We start from the raw sequence: 21165 nt of genomic DNA, 5'->3' as shown, positions 1-21165 counted from the left end.
GGGCCCCCGGTCACGCATTAACAAATGTTAAGGGATGGAGTGAAAACCATGGCAATTGAATTACCCGCCTATTTACGGGCCCAGTTTCCCGAGTTAGCGGCGCACTGGACCAGCGTTCAATCTAAATTTAAAACGGATTCAATCCCCGCCCAGACCACGTTACTAGCGGCCGGCGACGTGGCCACCAACCTCTATTTGATCGTTCAGGGTAGCTTGCGCATGTGGCGGACCACCGCCAGCGGCCGGGACATCACGTTTCAGTTTTTCTTCGAGAACCAACCCGTCGCGTCGTTTGAAAGCTTCTACCTGCAGCGCCCCAGCGAATCGGCGATCACCAGCCTGGAACCCACGACGCTATTGGTCTTATCTAAGACGGACTTCGATACTCTTCGGCAAGCCTACCCGGAATTCGAAACCAGCCTCAATCGGTGGTTGTGCGAGCGGTTCATGGCCTACCGTCAACGGGTCTACACCCAGCTGCAAAGGACCCCGACCGGGCGCTATCAGGCCTTGGTCGCCGACAATTCCGAGGTGCTCGATCGGGTGCTGCTCCACGAGATTGCGACCTACCTGGGGATGACGCCCGTGTCGTTGAGCCGGATTCGCTCCCGGTTGGGTCGGGAAACGCCACCAGAATAAATTTAAACACGCTACCCTGACGGTTTCGATAACGTTGGGGTAGCGTGTTTAGCTTACAGTGATGAGTGAAATTAAGGCCCCGCTTTTGCGTAGATCTTATAAATCAAATCATCTTTGTTTTAAGTGCGTCGCAATCGTTTGAAAAACTTGGTCATAATCTAATTGGCCATCCTCCAATTGGGCAACCATTAAAGCAAAATCATTTAAGTCAACAATCGAAAAAGTTAAATCATAGTTATTTAACCGCGCCATAACCGATAAAGCCAGGACTGCGGTCCGTTTATTCCCATCAGCAAAGGGATGTAGATTGATGATTTTGATGAAAACGATTCCTAGTTTTTGAGAGAGCTTGGGATAGGCTTCGGTGCCAAAAAATGATTGACGCGGTAAGGCCTCGATTGAGCCTAATCCCTTAGCATTTCGAATTTGTGAGACTTGATTTGACGCCGAAAGGACCTTTTGGTTGAGTTGAACGAGTTCATTCGCTGATAAATAACGCATTATTCGTCGCCCTTACGAAGCATTTCCAAGGTTTCGTGATACTTATCAAATGAGTAGTTCATGGCTTCCACAAAATCAGGATCCGCATTCTCCAGTTTGGTTACCAAGAAGCCCTGGTCAGTGGGCACGATTTGGACTTTTGAATCAGTGGAAAGTGCCATTTCGTCAGCAATTTTCTTGGGAATCGTCATCCCAATAGAATTGCCAACCTGAATGACGTTTCGCTTGAGATCATCTTTGACATTATCCATAGTTATTAACTCCTTTCACCAGGCATGCCTGTTTAACTGAAGCATCAATTTAATCTACATTTTAATGTTATAACATTGAATGTCAACTGTTTAGCATTCCCTTGACACAAAGCATATATATCGTTATAACTTAAAAATAATTCTTATAGATCGATTAACGTGCAAAGCCCCACCCCAAGTCAGCGTTTAGGGGTGGGGCTCATGATGTTTGATTTAAATCGTGTGGTCGCTGGTCCCGCCCTGCACGATAGTCAACACGTCATCGAGACTGATGTCGACCATGTTCTTGACGGCCAGGTTGGTGTAAAAACCCACGTGCGGGGTGATCATCACGTTAGGCATCTGCATCAACTGGGCGATCAACGGGTCTTGTAATATGTCGTCGGAGTGGTCCTGGTTAAATAACGCCGCTTCGCCTTCGACCGTGTCGAGCGCCGCCCCGGCCAGTTCCCCGGCCTTTAAGGCGGCGACCAAATCGGCCGTCACGATGACCGGTCCCCGTGAGGCGTTGACCACGAAGGCGTCATTTTTCATCTGCTTGAACGCCGCCGCGTCCAGTAACCCCTGCGACGTGGGGTTCAGGTCCACGTGGAGGTCCACCACGTCGGCTTGGCGCAACAGGTCTTCTTTCGTATCCACGTAGGTTAACACGTCCGTTAATTCGGTGTGGTGGACCGGGTCAAAGGCAATCACCTTGGCGCCTAACCCGTGAAACAACCGGGCGGCCACGCCCCCGATGCGGCCGGCCCCGATGATGCCGACGGTTAACGAGCGAATCTCGCGGGCCTGCAGCCCGGCCCACTGGAAGTTCTGCTGGCCGATGCGCCGGTCGAACAGTTCCAGGTTGCGAATCAGCCGCATGGTCTGGGCGACCGCCATTTCGGCCACCGAATTCGGAGAATAGGCCGGCACGTTGGTCACCGTTAGCCCGGCCGCCTTGGCCGCCGCCACGTCGATGGTGTCCACCCCGGCGGTCCGGCTGGTCAGTTGCTGAAGGCCCCAGTCGGCCAACTGCTGGTAGACGCTGGGGTCATCCCCGATGGCGCTACGTTGTTGGATGATTAGACCGTCATACCCTTGGACCAGATGCGCCGTATCCGGGTGAAACTCCAAGTCGTTGGTATCGACCTGGACCTGATGCCGGTCCGCCCAGTCGTGAATGGCGGCCTGTTCGTCGGGCCGTACGCTGTACATTAAAATTTTCATCGTTACGATTCCTCCTTGGTTAAGCCCTTCGCCGCCACGTAAGCCGTCATCCGCTCGACGGCCGTTTTCAAGTCGGCCATGGAAGCGGCGTAACTGATCCGCACGTAGCCTTCCCCACCGGGGCCAAACGAACTCCCGGGAATCAACGCCACGCGGGCCTCGTGGGCCAGTTCGCGACAGAAGGCCATACTGTCTTGCGGCAGGCCAGCCGGAATCTTACTGAAGAGGTAGAACGCCCCTTCCGGCTTCGCCGACTTGAACCCAATCTGGTCCAGCGCGGCCACCAGGTAATCGCGGCGCGCCTGGTATTCCTGTTTCATTTTTTGTCCGTCATCGAGACCGTTAGCCAGCGCTTCGGTCGCCGCAGCCTGGGCGTTCGTGGTGGTCGACGTGATCGTGAATTGGTGAATCTTGCCCAGTTGGGCTGTGATGGCCTTTGGCGCACACATCAGACCAATCCGCCAACCGGTCATCGCGTGGGATTTGGAGACCCCGTTGAGCAGAATAGTTTGGTCCGGTAGGTATTGTGCGATCGACACGTGGGTCGCCCCGTAGGTCAGTTCGCTGTAGCTTTCGTCGGATAAGACGAAGACCGGCTGATCGGCCAAGACAGCGGCTAACGCCTGCAAGTCGGTGGCCCGGTAAGTTACGCCGGTCGGATTCGACGGAAAGTTGAGCACGACGGCCTTGGTCTTGGGATGGGCGGCCAAGGTGGCCTTTAGCTTTTCGGGCGTTAAGACGAACCCGTCCGCCGACGTGTCCATGAAGACTGGCACGGCCCCGTTGACCTGCGCCACGGCGATGTAGAGTGGGAAAATCGGCGTGGGGATCAGGACCTCGTCGCCAGGATTTAAGATCGACGTTAACGCCGTGTAAATTCCCTCAGTGGCCCCGGCCGTGACGATGACTTCGGTGGCCGGGTCGTAGTGTAGGTCGTATTTGGTGGCTAAGAAGTTCGCCGCGGCCTGCCGCAACGCCGGCGTCCCGTTAGACGGTGCGTAGTGGCTCTCGTTGTTTTCGATACTGCGAATGGCGGCCTGTTTGACGTGTTCGGGCGTATTGAAATCGGGTTCGCCCAGCGTCAAGCGGACGATACCGGGGATGTTGGCAATTTCGGCGTTGAAGGCCAAGATGTCGGACGGTTGAATTCCGGCGATGGCACGATTCATGTGGTGGGTTAAGCTTTCGGGACTAATGGACATAAGCATTCCTCCTCAGATTGTGGATCAATGGTGGCAGCAATATGATCAATAAAAAACACACCCTTAGCTGGTTAAACCAAGGGTGTGTTGCTTAAAAATCCGATAATGGCACCCCTGGATTGAAATACATCCATGGGCGTTGGGACCTCACAAAAAACTTTTGGCACGCCGCATCGATGCAAAGCACAGAATCGTGTTTGCACCTCAGTAGCGGGCACAAACACTAGCGAAAATACCAAAAGGCGAAACGCGAGTTACCGTTTAACGTGATTCCCAATAATGTCATATGATGAGCTCCTCATTAATTCTTAATCTAACTATAATGTTCTGGTTGGCCCCTGTCAAGGCCGGTTAAGGTTAACCGGGATTGATCTGGTCGATGCCCTTGATTCGCAGGTCGGCCAGACTCGCCAGTGGTTCGGGATAACGCATAATGAGCCGCGTTAAGCCTTGAACTTCCTTGACCTGCAGCATTTGGCACTGAACTAAAATGGCCACGTCGGCGTCAAATTCGCCCCGGTCGATGCCGTCCCAGTCGTGCGCGAAGGTGTCGTCGTGGACCACCGCGTACGGAACGTGGGTCTTCTTGGTGGTCTTGTTACCGTACAGGGCGTGAAACAGGATGACGCCCCACCGCCGACCGGCTCGGGCGGTCAGCGTCGCAAACTTCTCGGGGTCGGTCTTTTGCACGTTGGCCGGGCTGACCGCGATAAACGACGCGTTGGGGTCCGGGTTGATGGTCTTCAGGTAGGCAAAGTAATCACGATATTTTCGTTGCATGGGTAAGGTCCTCTCTTTTGGTAAAGTGTTAGTTCTTTTATAGCAGGTTTTAGGGGGCGCTGTAAAGGGCTGGATTGGCAGAGAAGAAAATGATGACTAAAATTCTAAACCGTAGTCAAACTGAGCCCAAATCATGTCACCCAAAAACGAGCACCGCCCAACCTGATAACCATATCAGGTCGAACGGTGCTCGTTGACTAACGTTTAAACGGTTTAGTCGTAGTTTAAATGCTTATCTTGGTCTAAGCCGTTGATTTCCTTGATTTCATCGGCGGTCAGGTTAAACCCAGAGATTTCAAAGTTTTCCTTGACCCGCGCCGGCTTCGAAGACTTCGGGAAGACCACGAAACCAGTGTCGACTTGCCACCGCAAAACGATTTGGGCCGGCGTCTTGCCGTACTTAGCCGCTAACTTGGTAATCACGGGGTCCTCTAGGATCAAGTGACCGTGACCAATTGGGGAATACCCTTCGTTGACGATGCCGTTGTCCGTGTCGAACTTGCCCAGTGCGGCTTGGACCTTGTACGGGTGCCGTTCGATTTGGTTGACCATCGGCTTGACCTTGGCCATGGCGAAGACCTTTTCCAGTTGGTCTTGCGAGAAGTTAGAGACCCCGATAGCCCGCACCTTCTTTTGTTGGTAAAGGGTTTCGAGGGCGCGCCAAGTGTCTAAAGTCAAGTCGAAGTCTTTTTCGTTTGGCCAGTGGATCAGGTACAGGTCCAGGTAGTCTAATTCCAGGTCGCTTAGCGTCTTGTCAAAGGCGGCTAAGGTCTTGTCGTAACCTTGGTCGGCATTCCAGACCTTCGACGTGATGAACAGGTCGGACCGGTCCACGCCGGACGCCTTGATGGCCGCACCCACGGCGGGTTCGTTGCCGTAAATGTGCGCACAGTCTAAATGCCGGTAACCGGCATCCAAGGCGGTCTTGATGGCCGCGGGGACGTCCTTACTGTCGATTAAGTAGGTCCCGAATCCTAACATGGGGATGGTGACGCCGTTGCTTAACTGTGTCGTTTCCATGAAATTACCTCGCTCTTCAATATTTAAGTCCTGATACATACGACCATGATACACCACCGCGAAAGCAGTTTCATGGATTTCGCTTCTATCGGTGGAAATTTCATGGCGGGAACCGCGCTTAAGCCTAACCGAACCTTAAAGTTCCCGGTCACGAAACGCCTCCTGGAAAAAGCGCGCAACGCTAGCGCGCCGTAAGTCTCTTGGCCACTCCCAAGTCCCCCAAGGATGAGAACTCACCTCTTTCTTAACCTTTCGACCACACTTTGGTCACAAACACTGATTAGACTACGAGTCAAAAGATCAAGGGAGTGTTTTGCTGATGAAAAAAATAATTCCAGGAATTCTCTCAGTTGCCGTTGCCGGAGCCGTGGCCCTCGACGGTTATTGGCTTTTCGTGAAGGACCACGTCACCGCCGCCACGGGTAATCAGGTCCAATCCAGTGCCTCGTCCAGTTCAGCAACCAGCTCGTCGCAAGCGTCTAGCGCCAACACTAGGACCGCCACCAGCGGGACCTACAAGAACGGCACCTACACGGGCAAGGCTACGTCCACCCAATGGGGCGACGTCCAGGTCCAAGCCGTCATCAAGAACGGTAAAATCACGACTATTAACGTCTTGGAATACCCCAACGACAACCAACACGACAAGCAGATCAACAGTCAGGTTTTGCCGACCTATAAGGCCGAAGCGTTGAAGAAACAAAGCGCCAAGATTCAACTGGTCTCGGGCGCTAGCGAGACCTATAAGGGCTTTACCGGGTCCCTGCAAAACGCCTTAGACCAAGCGGAGGTGTAGCTCATGATAACACACACGTTTACCTTAGAAGCCATGGCCATGCCGTTTACCGTTAAACTAAAAGCCACCCCGGCGATGGGCCTTTCCACCCAACGCGTGGCCACTTACCGCCAATTGATTCAGCAGGAACTCGACCGGCTGGATCACGAGTTTTCTCCCTTTCGTTCCGATTCGTTGGTCCGCCGGTTCGCTCGCCAAGAGCTGACGGCACCCCAACTGACGCGTGACTTTCAAACCGTCTACGGGTGGGCCGTGCGAGCGCAAGATCAAACGGCGGGGGCGTTCAACCCGTTTTTTGCGGGCCATTACGATCCGACCGGTCTGGTCAAAGGCTGGGCCATTCAACGGGTCTTTGAGCAGTATCTCCAGCCGGCGCTGACTCGTGGCGACCTGGTGGCCGCGGCCATCAACGGCGCGGGCGACGTTCAGACCGGCGTGGCGCCCGGGAGTCCCTTTTACTGGCGGGTCGGCATCGAAAACCCGCTGGACCCGACCAGGCCCACCTACGCCTATCGCCTGCAGAACGCGGCCGTGGCCACGTCGGGCACCCGCCAGCACGGTGACCATATCGTCCGGCAGGCACCGGCCTCGCTCCAACAAGCCACCGTGGTCTGCCCCACCCTGACGCCGTGCGATGGGCCGGTCGCGCTTTTTAGCCTTTAGCCGCCAGCACCAGCTATCGGGGCTTTTGGTGACCACCGGCCCGCACGCCCAAATGGTTCGCATCGAGGGGGGGCGTCAGCCATGACGCCTAAGTTATCTTATCTGCGGGGCTTGATCTGGGCCGTGATTCTTTTTCTCCTGCCCTTACCCTTGATTCAGGCACTCGCGTTGGGGTTACCTTCGATTTACGCCGGTGAGGCCTTCGCCATTCAGTTGGGATCCATCGCCTACGTCTGGTGGTTGGCCGCCGTGTATCTGGCGACGCGTCCCCGGTGGCTGGACCGTTTGATCGGCCTGCCCAGCCTCTACTTTATTCACGGCCTGCTTAGCCTGTTGGCCTTAGTGCTAGCCTACTTCCACAAAACCCAGACCTCCTCGTTCGGGTGGATCAAACGCACCGGCGATTGGGCCTTTGACCTGTTCGTCGCTCTGATGGCTTATTCGTTGATTTTTCTGGCCGGTTGGTTGACCAGTCGGTCGCGATTGTTGACCCGGCTAAAACGGCAACTCGAGCGGCTCTTTCATCATGAACTATCTATCTGGCTGCACCGGCTAAACCTGGTCGCTTTAGCGTTGGTGTTCGTTCACGTACAGCTGATTGGGTACGTGACCAGCATCACCAGCTACATCTGGTTGTTTAACGGTTACACGATTGTCGTGGCGGGCGCGTACCTCTACCAGAAGATTACCCACGTCTGGCGCTTACCGGCCGCCAAGCTGACGGCTAAACGAAAATTGGCGCCCAATTTTTACGAATTTACGCTACAGGTCCGCCATCCCCACCAACTCACGGTGCACCTATTCGTGAACTTTCCGCACCACGACGGGTTAAAGGAACGCCACCCGTTTTCGGTGGTCAATGCCGTCTCTGAGGACGGGCAAATCGTGCTCGCCATTCGCGGCGACGGGGACTTCACCCGCCAGATTTAAACGCTCGCCGTGGGCGCCACCGCCCGGTTGGAAGGCGGGTACGGTCGGTTTGCCCCGACGATTCAAGAAAACGCCCACGACCGGTTGGTCCTAGTCGCCGGCGGTTCCGGCGTGGTGCCGATGCTGGCCATCATCGCGGCCTTCCCCACGAAACCCATCACGTTGTACTACACGGCCCACACGGCGGCCGCACTGATCTACGCCGATGAACTGCGCCGATTAGCCCAACAGCGACCGCAACTGACGGTCCATTTACAGGTCGGTCGGTTCCCCGTGGCGACCACGGTGGCCCAAGTCGTCGCGCCGAATACCACCTACCTGCTATCGGGCCCCCGACCCTTGGGGCACGCCTGGACGCAAGCGTTGTTCCAGCAACACGTGGCGGCCAACAAGGTGTATTACGAGGAATTCACGTGGTGAGCCTTGTCAGGACCAACGACGCTATGGTAATTTAAGCGTAAACCTTAAAGGAAGTGCCGCTCATGGATATCTGGGAACAACTGTACCAAGCAGCTAAACCGCTCTACCACCCCGAGGACGTCAACCAATTCATCTACGCGCATAACGTGGTGTGTGCCTTACAAAGTCAATCCGGGCAGATTTACACCGGCTTTTGCGTCGAGAGTGCCTGCGGGGCGCTCAACTTGTGCGCCGAACGGGTGGCCTTACTGGACATGTTCACCCATAGCGGCGAAACGCAGGTCCAGCGCATCATCTCGTTTCGGGACACGGCCCCGGCCGGCGTCGGCGGGATGCCCTGTGGCGTTTGCCGCGAGGTGTTGCTCGAATTCAACCCGGCTAACCGGGATACGCAGATCATGGTGGACTATGCGACCCGCCAAACTATCACGCTAGACGAGCTAATGCCGAAGTGGTGGGGCCCGGCGAAGGCGCGGACGCCAGATTAAGCATCAAACTAACTGATGAAACGACAACCAGGCACTCAATTCTTCTCTTAAAGAGGAGAACTGAGTGCCTGGTTTAATTTTAAAATCGAGAATTTCTTTCCTGTTTTTAGAGACTTCGGGTGAGGTTCCGTTCTCCTAATCATTTTTCTTTAGTAATAATTCATCCTTATGTTCCCGAACATAGGCTTTAAACATGGGGTCCTTAAACTGCCAAGAATTACGATCATTACTCAGAATGTCAAATTTAGCACTTTTTAATTGTGTTAAGGCCGGACTAATCGTATTGGCCTTTTTGTCATCGGCATCCCGGAGTTCATTTACCGCTCTTAAAATGTCCTGAATCGTCATTTTGGTCCGATCATCATTCGCCATGGCATACAGAACGTAATTTCTAACCGTAGTTTTAGTGCTCGTTTTATTCTTGGCTTTATTTAATTGTTCTTCATAATCAAGTTCATTGACCTCAAACACCTCGTGAATAGCATCCTCAGTGTACCGGTCCCGAATAACCTGGCTCCCATCATCCACTGCAGCATACCCCGTTTTCTGGCCAAGCTCGTGAACGACCTTACCAATACCACTCGCAATATATGCCGTTTTCTCAACCTGCTTAATCGAGCCACTCAACTGGGCCTGTTGCCATCCCGTTTGAATAATCTTTTGGCTTTCATGGGCGTTTAAATAAGGTACTGAAATCGTGGCCAGCCGACTTTTTAACGACTCAACGTCGTGCCATAACTGTTCAGCCGTGGTCGCAATCCCCACAAAAACAATTTTGGCGTAGGACTGTTCATAGTTTACGGCATCATCAGACATATTTTTGGCGATTTCTGCCAACCGAATTCTTAACTCGTCGGCCGTCCCCGTTAAATTCTCCATATCATCAACCACGAGAATCGTGTTTCGTTTAAATAACGCTTCCTCCAAGATTGTAAAGTCGTCGGGTCCTGTATATTGCTCCCGGATATCCTGCTGAATTTGTTTCTTTTGTCCACCTAAATTAGCAGATACCCAATTAATAATCTTTAACGCGGCACTTGTGTTGACACTCGTTTCTTTTGTCTCCACGGATTGGACCATCCGTGTTAATTGTAGTTTGTAGGCAACCTCAGCGATAAAGCTTTCTACAGTCGTGGTATTAGTCATCGTGACGCGAATACTTTTCGTCTGGTAACGCGTCTTTAATTTTTCCAGATTATCTAGCACCATACTAGTTTTGCCAGCACCCGTTGGCCCATAAACTAATACCTGACGACCTTGCTGAGCAAATTCTCGAAAAATTGTCCGATCGAGAGGACCACGATCTACATAGTTATTAGTGGCCGGTTTACTAGGGGTAAACCACTTAGTTAACTCGTATTCAGTTTTGGAACTATCCCATGTCATCCATGTCCCTCCTTAAATTTAAGCCCATTATACCATGATTTTGGCGAGTATAGCGGCGAGCCTTCATCGCTGATCCAGAAAGATAATATGATGTCATCCCCATCACGCTAACCCTAACCGTTTCTCTTTTTGCCGGTTTCAGTTTTTCTCGCTGGGTTTTCGCCCAACTGTTAGGGGCCAGGCGCGGACCACAACTGACTAATCAACGCCTAACACAAACCAAGTACCCGACAGTCCCTTTGAAACGGACGACTGGATACCTGGTTTAATTTTTTTGCCTAATCGGCCGTCTTCGCAGACTGCGCCTGTTCCTTTAAGACCTGGGTCACATCAATGGTCGGTAAGATCAGCGCTGGATAATCGTTAGACGCATTAGTCAAATTTGAAACCAACGCCCGCACATACGGGTATAAAATTGCGACAGCATTATTTCTGATCAGTGTGTCCACGCCTAGCCCAGCACGATCTTGGCTGGCGTGGTACAAGAATTCACCCTGAAGCTGAACGACGACCGCAAACGGATCGTGCGCTAAAGTCCCAACGTGGACCCCAAGCAGCACGTTGATTGTGTCACCTTCAAGGGTGGTGGTCACGGTCAACCGCGGTTTTAGGTCAAGCGGTCGCCCCGTGGTCTTAAACTTTTTGTTTCGCTGATAACGTTGTTCTTCCACCGTATAGCCTGTAAATTCTAAAGCCGGCATTAGGCCATCCCTCCCGAAAGTTTACCAATTTCAAAGTAATTCGTCCGACCCAACTCATGCGTCATATAAGTTTGGCGTCTAGGCTTTAAATTTTCAATCGATCGTGCTGATAGCGCCTGGGTCAACAGGGTCCCCGGGTCTTGGGGCGCCGGGTAGGCGGTCAAGAAGCCTTGTTGCTGATAATCCTGCTGGGCCTTTCTAAAGGAAATTTCTTGAGAAAGCGTCTGGATACGCTTATTGTTTTCAATCTGAGAAAGTTTGGCATAGCTGAGGCCTAACCGACGTGCAAATTCGCGCACGGATAAGCCTAATTGATGGCGGAGAGTCTTAATCTGCTGGGGTTGTAGGTACCCTTTTCGCGCTCGATAAGCCGTAAAAATACTTCTGAAATTTTCGTTAGGATCGTTAAAGTCTAACCACAGTTCGCCATCTGCATCTTGCCAATAATGAGTGCGCACCAGGAGATCCTTAACGTCTTTAATCGGGACAACTTCATACTGCCAAACTTCAGTGTAATCGCCCGTCGTTTCGGTCTCCGGATTAAAAAAAGTTTTCTTCATCGTTAAATTTCTCCCCGTTAAAAGTTAAGGTATTGTCACCGACATCATCTAAAGGGATAGTGTAGCGGATAGGCTGCCGGATGGGCTGAAATCCAAAAAACGATGTGGTGTGCCTTAAGTTGAAATTTCAAATAACACTCAGTCGCGTCTAGGACCATCCCAAAAATCCAAATATCACCGGGAATTGGTGGGTGATGGTTATCCTTTTCCGGTCCACTAACGTAATCTTGCCAGGCAATCCCCGCGTAGATTTCATTTAGAATTTCATCTGCATCAATTCCTAAAGTAGCCATCGCCATCAAATTTTTACCACGACGACTAATTCGCCACTTGCTTTTGTCATGTTTAATCTGGTCAATTAGCTGCTTAAGTTCAGTTTCTCGAACCATTTCAAATAACCCACAATCGGAATTTCTCCTAGATTTAGTTTAGCACGTCATGTTACCTCTGGGAAACATGACGATTAACTACTGACAAAGAGATCATCCGGATTATTCAAGACAATATTTTATGTTGCGGCAAATTACAAGTTTAATCCGAACAAGCCCGGAATCTTTCAATGGCAGTCTGTTGATGATGTATTTTTAATGGTCGTTGATTAATTAGTTCAAGTGCTGCTAGGATCTCATCAGTCGTTACTTGGCTAAAATTGGTCTTTTTCGGGAAGAACCAGCGTAACCGTCTATTAAAATATTCATTGGAACCTCGCTCCCATGGTGAATATGGATGGCAAAAATAAACTTTGATCTGATAATCCTGTTCTAAGGCCTGATAATTGGCAAACTCTTTACCATGATCAACAGTAATGGATTTTACTTGGGGACCGAAGGCCCCCATAAACTTGCCAAAGGCGGTGTTTAGAGCCTTAGCCGTTCTATTAGGGGCTTTGATGGCCCATAGAAGTCGGGTCTTACGTTCTACGAATGTAACCAGACATGATCGTGACTCACTTCGACTAGAAAGCACCGTATCTACTTCCCAATGACCAAAAGGTAGATTGCAAATTTAATCCGAATTTTTGGACAAATTGGTCAGCATAACCTGATACGGTGTTTGCCAGTCGAGTATTTTAAGCGGTCGCTGGTTAATTTGGAGTAACGTCGTCGTTAAATCTTGAGCACTAATGTGCTCAAAACGAGTCCCCTTAGGATAAAAATAACGTAAATTCCGATTAAAGCGTTCATTACTACCACGTTCAGCTGGCGTATAAGCATGACAGTAATAGGTCTTAATACCATATTGTGATTCAAATGATACTAGCCCACTAAACTCAGTACCACGGTCCACAGTAAAACTGTGCACCGGTCCATTAAAAGTTGTTAGGAACTTAGTCAGTGCTTCATTAACACTCGCTGTCGTTCGATCTTTTAACCGGTATGCCCAAAGGAACCGTGATTTTCGATCGATTAAAGTTAATAAAACTGCCTTACTATGCCCACGAGGACCAACGACTGTATCTAGTTCAAAATCGCCGATGCGATTACGTTGATTAATCATCATGGGACGCTGTTCAATTGATCGCCCCAAAGATTGATTATATTTGGATCGTTGGTCAACGTTACGCCGTTGGCGTACGCCATGTTCAGGTAGATCATTCAAGGAGAAATCAATTCTCCCCTGATTTAGCCAATTATAAATAGATTTAGTAGCTAGTTTAAATTCGTGAGCAATCATTCCTGGTGACCAGCTTAGACGTAAATGGTTGAGAATTTTTTGCTTTAACTCATCGCTCAGCTTAGTTTTCCGACCACATCGTGATCGCTTGTATTCGGCATCTGTTTGTGCTAATTCAGCCTGATAAGGTTGACATCGAGATAATTCATAAGAAATTGTTGACGGTGATCGGTTCAGCCGAACGCCCATTTGGATATTGGACAGCCCTAGTTCACAAAAGGTTTCGATTTTAATTCGTTCGGAATAGGTTATACTAGACAAAAGATCAGCTCCTAAAAGATGGGTTTGTGGTAAACACCATTTTAAAGGAAGCTGATCTTTTTTGTCCGAACAGCGTTCGGATTAATTTTACAATCTACCAAAAGCTAACCGTTGATTAACAGTTGTTGGCCGTTGTTCGATGGAAGTCCCACTTGTAAATTTCCCACGATTTTCGCTCACTCGGTGCTGGCGGACATTCCGATTGGGTAGATCAGTCAATTTGAAGGGGAGCCAGCCACGATTAAGCCAATTATAAATTGACGCAGTGCTCAAGTTATAAGCGGCCGCAATGGTTTCTGGTGACCAGGTTAATCGTAAGTGATTGGTAATTAAAGTCGCTAATGCTGCCGTCAGCATCGAACGACGACCGCAATTCCGCCTTTTGCGATCTGCATCTTGCTGAGCTAATTCTGGATCATAAGGTTTAACCCGGTCCAACTCATAGCTAATCGTAGCTTTGGCGACGCCTAAGGCGTCAGCCATTACTTGGTAAGATTTATTCCCCTCATTGACCAGTTGTGCTAGTGCGCCACGTTGAAAACGTGATAAAGTAGATGTACCCAAAGTAATCACTCCCTATATTGGTTGGAATTAGCTACTACCATTGTAAGTGATTGGGTGTGTCAAGAATCTTGTGTAAACTCGTCTTTGTATGACTAGTCTTCTAAGTTAGTTTACTCAAACATTGAGTCGAAAGTGTCCCGGCAACTGGCAAAACCGCGATGCGTCCGATTGGTATTGCGGTCGTTATAATCTAAACACTGAGTGACGGTAAACCTTGCTAGAGAATCCTCGTTTGGAAATTGTTGCTTCTTCCTGAGATTGGATTTGAAGACCTTGTTAAAAGATTCGATTAGGTTGGTTGAGTAAATACTATGACGAACGGCCTTGGGGAAAGCGTAATAGGTAAATAAATTCTCCTCTTGCGCAAGCTTCTTAAGGCTAGGATACTTTTTACCCCACTTATCGATAAAAACCGTTAAGGCTTGTTTTGCAGCTACTGCCGTAGCTGATTGGCGAACATCACGAAAGGCATCATTGATCGGCTTACGGTCACTGACCCGAACCTTGGCTGTAAAGTTACGAGCTACATGGACGAGACAACGCTGGAGCTTTGCTTTGGGAAAGTATTGTGTGACTGCATCGGTTAAGCCAATGACACCGTCGGCCACAAATAAAAGGACTTGCTGGACGCCTTGGTCTTTGATTGTTTGGAGTTGTTCCTCCCAGATAGTCTTTGATTCGGTTGGTGCGATAGTGTAGTTGAGAACTTCCTTACGTCCATTGGGACGAATGCCAATCATGATGTAGACCGCTTCGTTCTCCACCGTATCCCGCCGTAGATGCACGTAAGTCGCATCGACGTACACGACTGCGTACTTATCAGCTAACTTTCGCTGATGGAAACGTTCGACCTGTTCGGCCACATTCTGCGTAATGTTCGACATGGTGGCTGGGGTGTAATAGCTGCCGTACATCTTTTCCATCAGTTCGGCAATTTCTTTCGTCGTAATTCCCCGACGATACAGATGAATGACCATATCTTCCAGGCTGTCAGTCCGTCGCTGATAACGATCAATCGTTTGTTGCTCAAATTGACCTGCTCGGTCCCGTGGGACCTGAACGGTAATCTCACCGTATTTTGTCGTCAATTGGCGTTCATAAACACCGTTACGGTAATTAGTAGCTTGATCTGGACGTTGGTATGCCTGGTAGCCTAGGAAGGCTGTGAGTTCAGTTTTAAGCAAGCCATTAACGGCTTGCTCAACGGCCTGACGAATAATTTCACCAACATCTTCCTTTTTCGCTAGTGCTGACATGATTTCTGTGCTAAGCTCATTCATATGGGAACGTCTCCTTTGTGATTGTGGTGTAGGTACCTTTAATCATACAGGGAAGACGTTCCCTTTTCTATTACATAAATGAATCAGCGTTTACACAAGATATTTTACGCTCCCAAGTGATTGCTTTGGGCTTTTTAATTTCTGTTCGGATTAATTATAGAATTTGCCTTAACTAATAAATCACTATGCTTTTTGTTATCCCAAGACGCTTTATTTCCGCGCCAAGTAAGCTCAGTCCTAAACTTACCGTTTGGATATTCCTTAAATTTGTACGCCACCGCATATTTAGTGATTTTTAATTCACAAAGCAAAGGGGTGAGATCCTTATCCTCTTTGTCCCAACGTTGAAGACAATCCCACGTTCCTCTAAGGGACTTGGGCGTCGTGGTTTTAGTAAAACGGGTCTTCGCACTAGCGGAGGTTGAGCCACCAATTAGAAGAGCCAAAATCAGCGTTAATCCTAACAATAAAAGTTTCTTGATGCGGTTATGCATGATCATTACCCCTTAAGAATGAAAACTACCTGTTTCTCGTCGTCCATTAATCCCCTACGCCATCCGCTTCAATTGAAACGACAAGGGCATCACATAAGTATGCTTTGTCTTAAAATGGGTGTATACTGCGGGTTTTTCATCCGTACTTTGCACGGGTTCCACGAGGACGCGGTGCTTCTTGCCGTTAATCTTCTTGGTATAGGGAACGTAAGACACCGCCGCACTCAATCCACTAGACGTCCGCTTACGAAAAGCATAACTCGTGTATTTATGTTTTTCTGAGAACTTCGTAATATTCAAGCCTGAAAACTTGTCTAGCTTTTGCGTGGTGAAGCCGTCGCTAAATTGGTGCTTCTTGATCACGACCTTATAGAAGCCCTGACCCTTGTAGTAGTGGTACCAAGTTCCCCGCATCTTCTTGGGAATAGTCTTGACCGTCTTCATTTTGACGGCGGCCTGGACCGTTACCGTATGCGTCGCGCCAATTCCGATGACGGCGGTAACCAATAGGAGCAGGGCCCAGATCATCGGTTTTAATCGTTTGTTCATCACATTTTAGCTTCTTTCAGTTTAATTTGAACGATCGATATGGTGATTTAAAAATTACTTCCGTGACAAATAAAAGTCCGAATACATCACATCTCGGGGAACATCCCCGTCGACACCCGCGTCGCACATATAGCTGGTATTGCCAGCGTATTCATTGCGTTCTCGCGTAGTTAACAGCCGATAAACCTGATCGACCTCATAACTTCTATCAGGATCCTTCAACAGACGGGCGCGGGAAATCCGTTTTTGTTTCGGACTAATTAACCGTAAATCGGTCAATTTGACCCAGCCACTGACGTGTTTCTTCGATTTAACGAAGTAGTAAACCTGCCACTTTCCTCGATGCTTAATGAACGTATACTTGGTACGCGTCCAGGTGGTGTGTTTATAATTTTTTAAGTGGTGGGTCACCTTAAGTTTCGTGTTGGCAATGTAAGGCTCCCGGTTAATGTCGTCGGGGCCGCTCACCCGAAACATGTTCCCCTTAGGATTAGCCACCTTGTACTTATAGCGACTACTAAACGCTGCCTTACTCTGCCGCCGGTAACCCTTGTAATTATAGTTACTGGGTGCCAACAGTTTTAACGAGGTGCCACCAAAATCGTCGTACGCGTGCCAGTCCTTGAAATTTCCCTGACTATCGTAAATGCTCTTGTCATAGAGACTAACCGTGGGCCATTTGGCGGCCACTGCTGGCGTTGTGTCCGTTGTCAGAGCCCAGGTCCCTAGAAAACCGGTAGCGACAACTAGCCCCAATATAGTGCTAAGTTTATGCATAGCTTGATTTCTCCTTTATACCCCACCACTAGGTATGCTTGTCAGCCGCAGGCGATGTCTACTTTTTAACTTTGTAATAATAGGTATATGAGCCATCTAAAGGTGACGCGACGGCCAGCGTCTTCTTGCCGTGGTGCATGACCGGCTTTAGATCAATGATCCCGGCATAGGTGTAGTTTTTCTTAGTCACTTTAGGTTGGATGTGGTATTGCTTAAGCCGATAAATGTAAGCTATTTCGTTGATGTCTTTTTTCGGGAAATGAATGGTCTTAACCTTCTTCCCCTTAACCCGGACAATCATTGAGTAGGAGTTCTTATTGAACTTATAGGTCCAGTTAGCGTTGTACTTCCCCTTGTAATACTCTTTGTGTGATTTTTCCTGCCAGGTACCCCGCATGGGCTTCGGGAACGAGTTGTAATCCTTATAGCCCTTATTCGCCGAAGCCGTTGCTGCTTGACCGCCTAATACCCAGGCGCTCCCCAATCCCAAACCAATTGCCAATGCTAAACTCACGTGTTTAAGTTGCATTCTAAAAGTCCTCCTCATGATAATTTCTGCTGGTACTTTCCACCGTCTAACCATGTCTGGTTGTCAGCTGTGAACTTCCTGGGCCATGGCCGACGTCTGCTTCCTTAAATGATGATTAGTTGTGGTTGACCACCACGAACATGTAGATCTTTTGGCCGCGTTGGGTGCCGCCAAAGCCAATGTGGGTGTGGGTCTTACTAAAGAGGTATGGTTTTGCCCCGTAGTCGATCCAGCGATCTGTTAAGCCCATCCAAGCATTCATACTGCCTTGGCCCCACTGTGCCCCGTTCTGATAGTGAATGATGGGGTTAGCCTTAGGCGCAAAGTAGTCGTTATAGAACCAGCCGGCGTGGGGTGTGTGCTTCAAATTTGGTTTGAAGTGTTTACCCAGCTTGGGCATCCGGTTACTGTTATATTGCGCCACTTTATTGAGCTTGGTGCTGGCCTTGTACGGTTTTAACCCCCGCTTTACCCGTTCCTTGTTCAAGACCATCAAGGCGTTCTTCCGGTAAGCCGCAACACTATACTTGCCGTAGCCCCACTGGTTACGCACGTTGGTCCTCTGCACGTAACCTTTGAGTTGCCCGTTCTGGGAGATCAGGTAGTTCAACGTCGCCGTCTTGCCGTTGGCTTGGCGAACCTTCACCTGCTGGGTGGCGTAGAACTTGGTGTAGAGCGACTTGGTCAAGTGATGCGTCTTGTGCGTGAGCTGAGGCGTGCTGTACATCCAACCACCCTGAACGTGGACCTTATGCTTTTTCTGGTAGGTCGTGGTGGTGAGGACCTTAGCCGCCTTGGTTTTGGCCGCTGCCGGGGTGGTCCCCGTCACGGCTAGGCTCAGGCTCATCGTGGTGACGCCTAATAAAACCATTGTGGAACGCAGTGCTGTTTTAACTGTCATGCTAACTTCCTCCTAGTCCTGAAACTGACTTAGCACTTATAAGCATGCTGCCCTGAAATTTAAGCTTTTGGCCGACCGGAACTTCTCTGGCTGCCCCGGGGCCGTTTTAGCCGTATGTAGAGGTCGGAGCTAGACCGCTTTCCCGTTGGCCCCCCGGCGTTTCTCTGGTCATCTCCCTTCACCGTAACCCTTATTCGCGGTAGTACGCCTGACTGCGGTAGCCGCCCTGGCCACCACCTTCGATCAACCGATCACGCGACGTATCCGAGTTATCATCCGTCGACAGCTGAACCCCCTTGGGCACAATTCCCAGGGGCGCAAAGGTGGCACCTTCGGCCTTGGGATCAAAAATCCCCAGGCCGCCCTGGATGGCGCCATCTTGGACCGTGCCGGTTACGATGACCCGGGGATGGCCGTTCTGCAGGGGGCCGCCCACCACGACCCCCTGGGTGGCCGCCGCCGAACTTCCGGCTGGTCGTGCTTGAACTTTACTCGTCACAATTAGCGTCTGGTGATTGTGCGGGTTACGCCAGGTACCCACCAGACTGCTGAAGTCGTTACGCGCGATTTGCTTGACGTTGAGCAGTGTCGCCGCAGTCGTTGCCGGGTGTGCGGGACGTTGCGCGTAAACCTGCGTGTAGGAATTATTACTGGTCCAGATACTGATCAGGTTTTGGGAACTATGGGCCCAACCAATTTCCTTCAAAAAAGCGTCGCTAGAGCCCTTGGGATAAAACGTCACGGTCCAATTAATGGCAGCATGTGCTGCATCTGACATCTGGGCTTCTAAGGCGTGGTCAGGCGTCGTTTTAAACACGAGTGGGTGATTTTGCTGGTCGGCGGTTAAGGTTTGACCCGCGAGTTGCACCCCGTCGGCGCGGATGCGGTTGGCGGTGACGTCGAGCTTAGTGCCTAAAACGCTCTGGTAGCTAATCCCGGTCCCATCGTGTGGGTTGACGCCGGTCACCACCTCATCCCAGGTCCCGGCTAAGCTCCGATAATCCCCCCGTTTAAGCTGGGCGAAGTTCATGACTTGCTTGGACGGGGTGGCCGGATGCTGTCTGGCCACTGAACTGGTGGTCGTCGTTGAGGTGGGTTTACTCGACTGACGAGTTGAACTGACCCGACTCGTGGCGCTCGACGAGGAAGCCGTCGGCGCGGCCTTTTTAGTGGACCCACACGCCGCTAAGGTCCCTAAGGCACTCCCGACAAGGGCGATGGTTGTTAAGTGTTTAAGGTTCATCTGCGAGATACTCCTTTAAGTGCCGCACTATATTTTGAGACTAAGTGACCGGTTGCCTAGAAGATCCGTTACTTGCCCGGATCAACGTCTGCTCGTTGACCCTTTAAACTAAATTGGTTTTACGCTGGAGTTGGGCGATTCCGGCCGAGACTGTCATGACGATCCTGACAGATTAAACCTTTACCCGATTTAATCGTTAGCAGAATCGACCATTAGGCCGGATTAACCCCACCAGGCGCGCTTTAACGGGAATCCGTCATCAACCTGGTTTTTTGATGATCTGTTAGCTAAACTATGTATATGCTCAAAATACAGCTAATGTTAGTATTAAGTATAATTAATATTAATAAGAATTTATAAAAATGTCAATATAGCGTTTACTTTCTCCGCTTGTTTCTGGTACGCCCTTGCCCTACCACGAAAAAACACGACCACCCCCGGCGGGATGATCGTGTTTTTAGTCGTGCTGTTTGGTCAATTCTTAAGTTACGCCAGAAATTCCTGGTAGAGCCGCCACGCGTCGTCGAAGATGGTCATCGACGGCAGGTAGCTCGCATTTTCCTCGAGGTACTTGGATAGGTTATCAAATTCGGTTTCTTGCTTGGGAAACGCACTATCCAGAAAGGCATTGTTCGCAAATGTCGCCACCGGATCGTAGCTTTCTGGGTTACGTTGCGTCATCAGAAACTGATAAAACGTTTTGGGCATAGTGAGCCTCCTGACTACTTGGCGGGAATCCGGGCCTGGAAGACGAACTTCCCGGGGCCGGATAAATCAATTTGCTTGGCCGCATACGACAACTTTTTGCCGTTCCCAATCCGCGTCAGGTGCAGCGTCATGGTTTTCTGACCACTATCCATGGCCACCCACTTAGGCAGCGGGTAGTTCTTCGCGATGTAATTCATCACGAAGCTCACGGGTACGGGTAGCGAGCCGATGGATAGTTTCTGGGCGGTCAGTTTAACGTCACCGTTGGCCAGCACCGTGGGCTTAAAGAGCAACGCGAAGTTCACGTTGGCCCCCAAAACCTCGGTTGAGCCCGTCAGCATGGCGTGATCGGTCACCTGAAACCGGTACTTTAACGATTGGCCGGACAACGACTTGTTGATGTAGTAATCGGCTAAGGCGTTAACTTGTTTCTTATTTAACGTGATGTTCACGTTGGTGGTCTCCCCGCTGGCCGGTTGGGCCGTTGCGGCCACCTTCGTCGGGGCTAACGCTTTAACCCCGACGAAGACAAAGCCAATCACGATTAACGTGACTAACGTGATGACCCCCGTTTTCCACCAGTTCCGTGTGGTGGTCGGTTGGGGATTGGACCGTTTGGGTTCTTGTGTCATAGATGCGCAA

At 50.3% G+C, this 21165-nt stretch carries 26 protein-coding genes and 2 pseudogenes; 6 read left to right on the top strand and 22 right to left on the bottom strand.

All coding sequences use genetic code 11. From position 1 onward, the window contains the following. Window positions 1–48 precede the first annotated feature (48 nt). Window positions 49–639 (top strand): Crp/Fnr family transcriptional regulator, encoded by a 591-nt coding sequence (locus RI501_RS07205; RefSeq protein WP_313821245.1) that lies wholly within the window; start codon window positions 49–51, stop codon window positions 637–639. A 108-nt stretch (window positions 640–747) separates the two neighbouring features. On the opposite strand, the gene RI501_RS07200 is transcribed toward RI501_RS07205, so the two are convergent. The 6 genes from RI501_RS07200 to RI501_RS07175 form a co-directional block, all read right to left on the bottom strand. Beyond that, on the bottom strand, window positions 748–1140 hold the full coding sequence (locus RI501_RS07200) for a type II toxin-antitoxin system death-on-curing family toxin (protein ID WP_313821243.1): 393 nt from the start codon (window positions 1138–1140) through the stop codon (window positions 748–750). After that, a complete protein-coding gene (locus RI501_RS07195; protein ID WP_313821241.1) occupies window positions 1140–1391 on the bottom strand; it encodes an AbrB/MazE/SpoVT family DNA-binding domain-containing protein in 252 nt (83 codons plus the stop codon). The genes RI501_RS07200 and RI501_RS07195 overlap by 1 nt, the downstream gene beginning before the upstream one ends. 213 nt (window positions 1392–1604) lie before the next feature. After that, window positions 1605–2597, bottom strand: a complete 993-nt coding sequence (locus tag RI501_RS07190) for a D-2-hydroxyacid dehydrogenase (RefSeq protein WP_313821239.1) — start codon at window positions 2595–2597, stop codon at window positions 1605–1607. A gap of 2 nt (window positions 2598–2599) precedes the next feature. Continuing rightward, complete coding sequence (locus RI501_RS07185) at window positions 2600–3799, bottom strand: aminotransferase class I/II-fold pyridoxal phosphate-dependent enzyme (protein ID WP_313821237.1); 1200 nt, start codon at window positions 3797–3799, stop codon at window positions 2600–2602. A 357-nt stretch (window positions 3800–4156) separates the two neighbouring features. Beyond that, window positions 4157–4579, bottom strand: coding sequence for a hypothetical protein (locus RI501_RS07180; RefSeq protein ID WP_313821235.1), 423 nt, complete (start codon window positions 4577–4579; stop codon window positions 4157–4159). Window positions 4580–4792: 213 nt separating this feature from the next. Then, window positions 4793–5599: an aldo/keto reductase gene (locus tag RI501_RS07175; RefSeq protein WP_313821233.1), complete on the bottom strand. Its 807-nt coding sequence runs from the start codon at window positions 5597–5599 to the stop codon at window positions 4793–4795. A 319-nt stretch (window positions 5600–5918) separates the two neighbouring features. On the opposite strand from RI501_RS07175, the gene RI501_RS07170 reads away from it, so the two are divergent. The 5 genes from RI501_RS07170 to RI501_RS07150 all read left to right on the top strand — a co-directional run bounded on the left by RI501_RS07170 (window position 5919) and on the right by RI501_RS07150 (window position 8896). Beyond that, window positions 5919–6395: an FMN-binding protein gene (locus RI501_RS07170; protein WP_313821231.1), complete on the top strand. Its 477-nt coding sequence runs from the start codon at window positions 5919–5921 to the stop codon at window positions 6393–6395. Between the two features lie 3 nt (window positions 6396–6398). Further along, the gene (locus RI501_RS07165; RefSeq protein ID WP_313821229.1) at window positions 6399–7058 is read left to right on the top strand and encodes an FAD:protein FMN transferase; all 660 of its coding nucleotides are present in this window, start codon (window positions 6399–6401) and stop codon (window positions 7056–7058) included. 81 nt (window positions 7059–7139) lie between these two features. Next, entirely contained in the window at window positions 7140–7988 is an 849-nt protein-coding gene (locus RI501_RS07160) for an iron reductase (RefSeq protein ID WP_313821227.1), read from the top strand. 9 nt (window positions 7989–7997) lie between these two features. Further along, window positions 7998–8408, top strand: a complete 411-nt coding sequence (locus RI501_RS07155; protein ID WP_313821225.1) for an FAD-dependent oxidoreductase — start codon at window positions 7998–8000, stop codon at window positions 8406–8408. 62 nt (window positions 8409–8470) lie between these two features. After that, the gene (locus RI501_RS07150; protein ID WP_313821223.1) at window positions 8471–8896 is read left to right on the top strand and encodes a cytidine deaminase family protein; all 426 of its coding nucleotides are present in this window, start codon (window positions 8471–8473) and stop codon (window positions 8894–8896) included. 135 nt (window positions 8897–9031) lie between these two features. On the opposite strand, the gene RI501_RS07145 is transcribed toward RI501_RS07150, so the two are convergent. From RI501_RS07145 to RI501_RS07070, 16 genes and pseudogenes are all read right to left on the bottom strand, one after another. Further along, complete coding sequence (locus RI501_RS07145) at window positions 9032–10282, bottom strand: ATP-binding protein (protein WP_313821221.1); 1251 nt, start codon at window positions 10280–10282, stop codon at window positions 9032–9034. A gap of 278 nt (window positions 10283–10560) precedes the next feature. Then, complete coding sequence (locus tag RI501_RS07140; protein ID WP_313821219.1) at window positions 10561–10983, bottom strand: preprotein translocase subunit SecB; 423 nt, start codon at window positions 10981–10983, stop codon at window positions 10561–10563. Continuing rightward, on the bottom strand, window positions 10983–11543 hold the full coding sequence (locus RI501_RS07135; protein ID WP_313821217.1) for a helix-turn-helix domain-containing protein: 561 nt from the start codon (window positions 11541–11543) through the stop codon (window positions 10983–10985). Before RI501_RS07135 ends, RI501_RS07140 begins: the two co-directional genes overlap by 1 nt. A 44-nt stretch (window positions 11544–11587) precedes the next feature. Beyond that, entirely contained in the window at window positions 11588–11932 is a 345-nt protein-coding gene (locus tag RI501_RS07130) for a hypothetical protein (RefSeq protein WP_313821216.1), read from the bottom strand. Window positions 11933–12074: 142 nt separating this feature from the next. Further along, window positions 12075–12539: pseudogene (locus RI501_RS07125) on the bottom strand (IS30-like element ISLsa1 family transposase); the annotation flags it as partial. Window positions 12540–12548: 9 nt separating this feature from the next. Next, window positions 12549–13478 (bottom strand): IS30-like element ISLpl1 family transposase, encoded by a 930-nt coding sequence (locus RI501_RS07120; protein ID WP_313819825.1) that lies wholly within the window; start codon window positions 13476–13478, stop codon window positions 12549–12551. A 96-nt stretch (window positions 13479–13574) separates the two neighbouring features. Next, window positions 13575–14042, bottom strand: a pseudogene (locus RI501_RS07115) (IS30-like element ISLsa1 family transposase); the annotation flags it as partial. A gap of 110 nt (window positions 14043–14152) precedes the next feature. Then, a complete protein-coding gene (locus tag RI501_RS07110; RefSeq protein WP_313819991.1) occupies window positions 14153–15322 on the bottom strand; it encodes an IS256 family transposase in 1170 nt (389 codons plus the stop codon). Between the two features lie 134 nt (window positions 15323–15456). After that, on the bottom strand, window positions 15457–15816 hold the full coding sequence (locus RI501_RS07105) for a hypothetical protein (protein WP_313821214.1): 360 nt from the start codon (window positions 15814–15816) through the stop codon (window positions 15457–15459). Window positions 15817–15870: 54 nt separating this feature from the next. Continuing rightward, window positions 15871–16365 (bottom strand): hypothetical protein, encoded by a 495-nt coding sequence (locus RI501_RS07100; protein WP_313821212.1) that lies wholly within the window; start codon window positions 16363–16365, stop codon window positions 15871–15873. A gap of 54 nt (window positions 16366–16419) precedes the next feature. After that, on the bottom strand, window positions 16420–17142 hold the full coding sequence (locus RI501_RS07095) for a hypothetical protein (protein ID WP_313821210.1): 723 nt from the start codon (window positions 17140–17142) through the stop codon (window positions 16420–16422). A 58-nt stretch (window positions 17143–17200) separates the two neighbouring features. Next, complete coding sequence (locus tag RI501_RS07090; RefSeq protein ID WP_313821208.1) at window positions 17201–17671, bottom strand: hypothetical protein; 471 nt, start codon at window positions 17669–17671, stop codon at window positions 17201–17203. 115 nt (window positions 17672–17786) lie between these two features. After that, window positions 17787–18572 (bottom strand): CAP domain-containing protein, encoded by a 786-nt coding sequence (locus RI501_RS07085; protein WP_313821206.1) that lies wholly within the window; start codon window positions 18570–18572, stop codon window positions 17787–17789. A gap of 190 nt (window positions 18573–18762) precedes the next feature. Next, window positions 18763–19815: a DUF6287 domain-containing protein gene (locus RI501_RS07080; protein ID WP_313821204.1), complete on the bottom strand. Its 1053-nt coding sequence runs from the start codon at window positions 19813–19815 to the stop codon at window positions 18763–18765. A 486-nt stretch (window positions 19816–20301) separates the two neighbouring features. Further along, entirely contained in the window at window positions 20302–20523 is a 222-nt protein-coding gene (locus RI501_RS07075; protein ID WP_313821202.1) for a YozE family protein, read from the bottom strand. Between the two features lie 14 nt (window positions 20524–20537). Next, window positions 20538–21155 (bottom strand): YpmS family protein, encoded by a 618-nt coding sequence (locus RI501_RS07070; RefSeq protein WP_313821200.1) that lies wholly within the window; start codon window positions 21153–21155, stop codon window positions 20538–20540. Between the last annotated feature and the right edge of the window lie 10 nt (window positions 21156–21165).

The organism is Levilactobacillus zymae, from assembly GCF_032190635.1.
GTDB classification, from domain to species: Bacteria; Bacillota; Bacilli; order Lactobacillales; family Lactobacillaceae; genus Levilactobacillus; species Levilactobacillus zymae_A.
Note: the sequence above shows the minus strand (reverse complement) of the source record. Positions and strands in the feature narration are given on the sequence as shown.

Bases quoted from the DNA above. Each gene is read 5' to 3' on its own strand.
- RI501_RS07205 (WP_313821245.1), top strand. From the start codon at position 49: ATGGCAATTGAATTACCCGCCTATTTACGGGCCCAGTTTCCCGAGTTA.
- RI501_RS07200 (WP_313821243.1), bottom strand. From the start codon at position 1,140: ATGCGTTATTTATCAGCGAATGAACTCGTTCAACTCAACCAAAAGGTC.
- RI501_RS07195 (WP_313821241.1), bottom strand. From the start codon at position 1,391: ATGGATAATGTCAAAGATGATCTCAAGCGAAACGTCATTCAGGTTGGC.
- RI501_RS07190 (WP_313821239.1), bottom strand. From the start codon at position 2,597: ATGAAAATTTTAATGTACAGCGTACGGCCCGACGAACAGGCCGCCATT.
- RI501_RS07185 (WP_313821237.1), bottom strand. From the start codon at position 3,799: ATGTCCATTAGTCCCGAAAGCTTAACCCACCACATGAATCGTGCCATC.
- RI501_RS07180 (WP_313821235.1), bottom strand. From the start codon at position 4,579: ATGCAACGAAAATATCGTGATTACTTTGCCTACCTGAAGACCATCAAC.
- RI501_RS07175 (WP_313821233.1), bottom strand. From the start codon at position 5,599: ATGGAAACGACACAGTTAAGCAACGGCGTCACCATCCCCATGTTAGGA.
- RI501_RS07170 (WP_313821231.1), top strand. From the start codon at position 5,919: ATGAAAAAAATAATTCCAGGAATTCTCTCAGTTGCCGTTGCCGGAGCC.
- RI501_RS07165 (WP_313821229.1), top strand. From the start codon at position 6,399: ATGATAACACACACGTTTACCTTAGAAGCCATGGCCATGCCGTTTACC.
- RI501_RS07160 (WP_313821227.1), top strand. From the start codon at position 7,140: ATGACGCCTAAGTTATCTTATCTGCGGGGCTTGATCTGGGCCGTGATT.
- RI501_RS07150 (WP_313821223.1), top strand. From the start codon at position 8,471: ATGGATATCTGGGAACAACTGTACCAAGCAGCTAAACCGCTCTACCAC.
- RI501_RS07145 (WP_313821221.1), bottom strand. From the start codon at position 10,282: ATGACATGGGATAGTTCCAAAACTGAATACGAGTTAACTAAGTGGTTT.
- RI501_RS07140 (WP_313821219.1), bottom strand. From the start codon at position 10,983: ATGCCGGCTTTAGAATTTACAGGCTATACGGTGGAAGAACAACGTTAT.
- RI501_RS07135 (WP_313821217.1), bottom strand. From the start codon at position 11,543: ATGAAGAAAACTTTTTTTAATCCGGAGACCGAAACGACGGGCGATTAC.
- RI501_RS07130 (WP_313821216.1), bottom strand. From the start codon at position 11,932: ATGGTTCGAGAAACTGAACTTAAGCAGCTAATTGACCAGATTAAACAT.
- RI501_RS07110 (WP_313819991.1), bottom strand. From the start codon at position 15,322: ATGAATGAGCTTAGCACAGAAATCATGTCAGCACTAGCGAAAAAGGAA.
- RI501_RS07105 (WP_313821214.1), bottom strand. From the start codon at position 15,816: ATGCATAACCGCATCAAGAAACTTTTATTGTTAGGATTAACGCTGATT.
- RI501_RS07100 (WP_313821212.1), bottom strand. From the start codon at position 16,365: ATGAACAAACGATTAAAACCGATGATCTGGGCCCTGCTCCTATTGGTT.
- RI501_RS07095 (WP_313821210.1), bottom strand. From the start codon at position 17,142: ATGCATAAACTTAGCACTATATTGGGGCTAGTTGTCGCTACCGGTTTT.
- RI501_RS07090 (WP_313821208.1), bottom strand. From the start codon at position 17,671: ATGCAACTTAAACACGTGAGTTTAGCATTGGCAATTGGTTTGGGATTG.
- RI501_RS07085 (WP_313821206.1), bottom strand. From the start codon at position 18,572: ATGACAGTTAAAACAGCACTGCGTTCCACAATGGTTTTATTAGGCGTC.
- RI501_RS07080 (WP_313821204.1), bottom strand. From the start codon at position 19,815: ATGAACCTTAAACACTTAACAACCATCGCCCTTGTCGGGAGTGCCTTA.
- RI501_RS07075 (WP_313821202.1), bottom strand. From the start codon at position 20,523: ATGCCCAAAACGTTTTATCAGTTTCTGATGACGCAACGTAACCCAGAA.
- RI501_RS07070 (WP_313821200.1), bottom strand. From the start codon at position 21,155: ATGACACAAGAACCCAAACGGTCCAATCCCCAACCGACCACCACACGG.